4 protein-coding genes are annotated in these 3459 nt (G+C 39.6%); all 4 read right to left on the bottom strand.

The window, feature by feature from the left end; all coding sequences use genetic code 11:
* Positions 1–229 (bottom strand): hypothetical protein (locus QVP03_RS11510; protein WP_288210789.1); only part of this gene is annotated, 229 nt, incomplete at its 3' end.
* A 230-nt stretch (positions 230–459) separates the two neighbouring features.
* Entirely contained in the window at positions 460–966 is a 507-nt protein-coding gene (locus QVP03_RS11505) for a KdsC family phosphatase (RefSeq protein ID WP_018696982.1), read from the bottom strand.
* 573 nt (positions 967–1539) lie between these two features.
* On the bottom strand, positions 1540–2580 hold the full coding sequence (locus QVP03_RS11500) for an N-acetylneuraminate synthase family protein (protein ID WP_018696981.1): 1041 nt from the start codon (positions 2578–2580) through the stop codon (positions 1540–1542).
* A 9-nt stretch (positions 2581–2589) separates the two neighbouring features.
* The gene (locus QVP03_RS11495; protein WP_022333565.1) at positions 2590–3345 is read right to left on the bottom strand and encodes a cytidylyltransferase domain-containing protein; all 756 of its coding nucleotides are present in this window, start codon (positions 3343–3345) and stop codon (positions 2590–2592) included.
* Positions 3346–3459: the final 114 nt, after the last annotated feature.

Below are 3459 nucleotides of genomic sequence, written 5' to 3'. Positions count from 1 at the left end.
TCTTCCGGTCAACCAAAACAATAAAATATCCTCCGGCAAATATTCGATTAGCTAATTGGTGGGAAAGTTCACTCCTTAACACTGAAACCGTCGCAAAAAATTCTTTTTTAGATATATTCCGATTCATTAAACCATATGCCCAGAATATACGCTCACCATCATCCAAGAAAATCTCATCTGATTCCACACGTCCTATACGAATCGAATTACCACAAATTTCTATATACATTTTTCAATCATTTTATTAACAATTTTAAAGCATAGATATAATGCCTAAATAAACAATAGCATCTCAGAATTATGAAATCATATCTGCCTCCAGACTACTTTAACAAAGACTTCATTTTATATGAACACTAGCGATTGTCATTTAAAATTCAGCACAAGCCTTTATCACATTTATAGTAAAAATATCCTCTTTCCAATGACATCACCCTTGGTATTGACACCTTTTTTTCACTAGCTATTTTCAGAAATATATCCCTGAAATAACGTCACCAAATTATCCTGCAACAATACCTCGACAAACTCTCTGAAAACGCCCTCGCCTCCTCGTTTCTGAAGAGATACAGTTGCCAACCGACGTATATACTCCGGAGCACTCGCAGGAACTCCGGAAACACCGACCTTCCGAAGCAATTCAATATCATTAAGGTCATCTCCAATATAAGCAACTTCATCCAATGAGATGCATAGTTCACCACATAACCCTTGGGCAATTTCAAGCTTATTTGTCACACCTTGAAAAAGGTAATCAACACCTAATTTCTCCGCTCTGCGTTTGACAATAGACGTGGTTTCTCCCGTCAATATACCCACAGGTATACCGGCCCGATGCGCGAAAAAAACCCCCGCACTATCATAAGTATGGAATTTTTTCCATTCATTTCCAGTCTGATCGTAATACATACCACCATCAGTCCAAACACCGTCAATATCGGTAAGGATTAATTTTATATTATTCATATTCAGCTATATTTCGAGCAGGCACACCTTCGCAAACAGCCTGGGAGGGGGGGGGAACTGCGAAGACAAACAGCATTAGCCCCTATTACACTGTAATCACCTATGGTTATTTGCCCCAACATATATTATGACATTATTGCCAATAATCGGCCGGCCGCCGTTTCTATCCCCTATAGTAACACCCTGAGACAGTTGTCTCCAATTACGCATCGGACACCAATAACACAGCCGGCACCATGATTTATCTTTAATCCCCGACCAATTTGAGCAGAATAGTAAATTTCAACCAGACCGGGAATTCGTTCCAAAACAGAATAAACAGAGGCTTGCTCTTCATTACCCTTCAGATAAAGTAATCTGGCCAATCTGTAAGTTAATACAGGGTGTAATTGCGGTGTTATGTTAAGCCGATGGATATCTATTACCTCACCATCATACCACCGACGATAATCATCTATAAATTGATCAATAGCGTTTTTATATAATTCAACATCATAATCCAGCTTTTCCTCACTGAAGTAGGTCTTTGATTTCTAAAAGTGGACAAGTTGATATATCTCAAATGCATCCATTCTATGAAATCATTTCCGGGTATATTATTTCATCTGCAGGAATATCATGGAGCACTTTGCGTCCGATCACTTCCGCGCGATCCACCCATTTATATCCATCCCCGGGACTCAAGAGATGAATATCGTTTTCAGAGATTATTTCTCCCTGTCGAATACTCCTCCGGGTTGCAATCGACCGCTCCAATTTAATTTTAGCGCTTAGCACATCCTTTTCAATATACAGATCTTCTGTCCCCATCCAACGCTCTGCAACTCGGATATCCCGAACCATTCGGTATACGCCATCCGGCCCCAATGACCCAGCCTGATCGGTACCTTTCATACGACGATCGATCGTAATATGCTTCTCGATTATTTCTGCCCCCAGCCCCAACGCGACTATAGGAGCTGAGATGCCAATCGTGTGATCCGAAAAACCTATTTTATACTGGGGATAATTTTTTTTCAGATAAGATATGGTTTGCAAATTTAGGTTATCCGGTGCTGTCGGATATTGTGATACACAATGAAGGATGGAAATATCATCATGATATTTAGTGATGGTGGCCAGAGCATCATCTAGTTCTTTTTTTCCGGCCATCCCCGTAGAAAGAATGATGGGAATGCGTGTCTCAGCCATAGCTTCCAATAATGGCAGATTCGTCAGATCACGACTTGCAACCTTCAATTTATCCGGCGTAAACAATTTTAAAAGAGAAAGACACCCTTTAGCACAAAGGGTTTCGATAAAATCCAACCCTTTGGATTTGGCATATCGATATACTTCATAATGGGCTTGGTCATCCAGTTCGAGGTAAGCCCGATGTTCCCCATACGTAGCTCCAAAAGAATTTGGGGTGTTGTATGGTCTATTCATTTGAGAAACAGTAAGTTCCTCTTTCAAATCCCGACGGGTCATCTTGACTGCATCCATAGGTTGCAGATCCAGTCCGAACACATCTTCCTCTATCGGTCTGCATATCAATTCGATGATCAACTTTGCAATATCGACGGAACCGTTATGGTTTTGCCCAATTTCACCGATAATATATGTCTTTCTCATATTTATATTTTATTTTTGATTGGATTTAATAATCTCATCCATTGTTGCATACAGGCATGCATGTCCATCAAGGTACGATACGACATCTTTTATCGTGAAGCGAGGATTTACCTCAAAAACAGCCTGAAAAATTTTCTGCTGGATACGAAAGTCAGTCAATGTATCTATGGTTAAGCGGATTGTCCGCTTTTCAAGGTCAGCCGGAATCGGATTTAAGATTATTTTAAAATCGTTAGGATGAGTATAAATATAATTTGTTACGTGTTCGTGATATACTTTCTCCGCCGTCTTCCGAGCAACAAGTTCCAATGCTGCCAGTGTAACATATTCAGCCCAAAAGCCAAAATGGGTTTTTATGGTTGGAGTATGATTGCTCGTACAAAATGATACATAATCTGCATCGATATTTTCACTCGCTAAAATCAATGAATCAAGCGATTCAATATCTAAGAAAGGATTATCAGCACAAATTCTGATAATTTTCGAAATCCCATAATATCGGGCTGCTTGAATAAAGCGATCCAAGACATCATTTTCATCTCCCCGAAAGCATTTCACCCTGTGTTCCCGAACTAAATCGCATATGGCATCATCAGGAGATGATGATGTTGTTGCCACAATAATACTGTCAGCCAACTTACACTGTGTTAACCGAGAAAGCAGAATGCTGAGTATTCCATCATTTCCGTAAAACGGAAGAATCATTTTAGACGGCAGCCGGGTTGACCCAGTACGAGCCTGAATTATTATTCCAAGCTTATTCATTAATATTTATTGTATTGGTCTTATTTTATATATAGCGGTTAATCCACTTTCGAGTAAAATCCAGTTTAATTATATGTTATGGATTTAGGCTTTAACAGATGGCTGTATACCTGC

It is taken from the genome of Alistipes sp. CAG:29, from assembly GCF_000435435.1.
GTDB lineage: Bacteria > Bacteroidota > Bacteroidia > Bacteroidales > Rikenellaceae > Alistipes > Alistipes onderdonkii.
Note: the sequence above shows the minus strand (reverse complement) of the source record. Positions and strands in the feature narration are given on the sequence as shown.

Bases quoted from the DNA above. Each gene is read 5' to 3' on its own strand.
- QVP03_RS11505 (WP_018696982.1), bottom strand. From the start codon at position 966: ATGAATAATATAAAATTAATCCTTACCGATATTGACGGTGTTTGGACT.
- QVP03_RS11495 (WP_022333565.1), bottom strand. From the start codon at position 3,345: ATGAATAAGCTTGGAATAATAATTCAGGCTCGTACTGGGTCAACCCGG.
- QVP03_RS11500 (WP_018696981.1), bottom strand. From the start codon at position 2,580: ATGAGAAAGACATATATTATCGGTGAAATTGGGCAAAACCATAACGGT.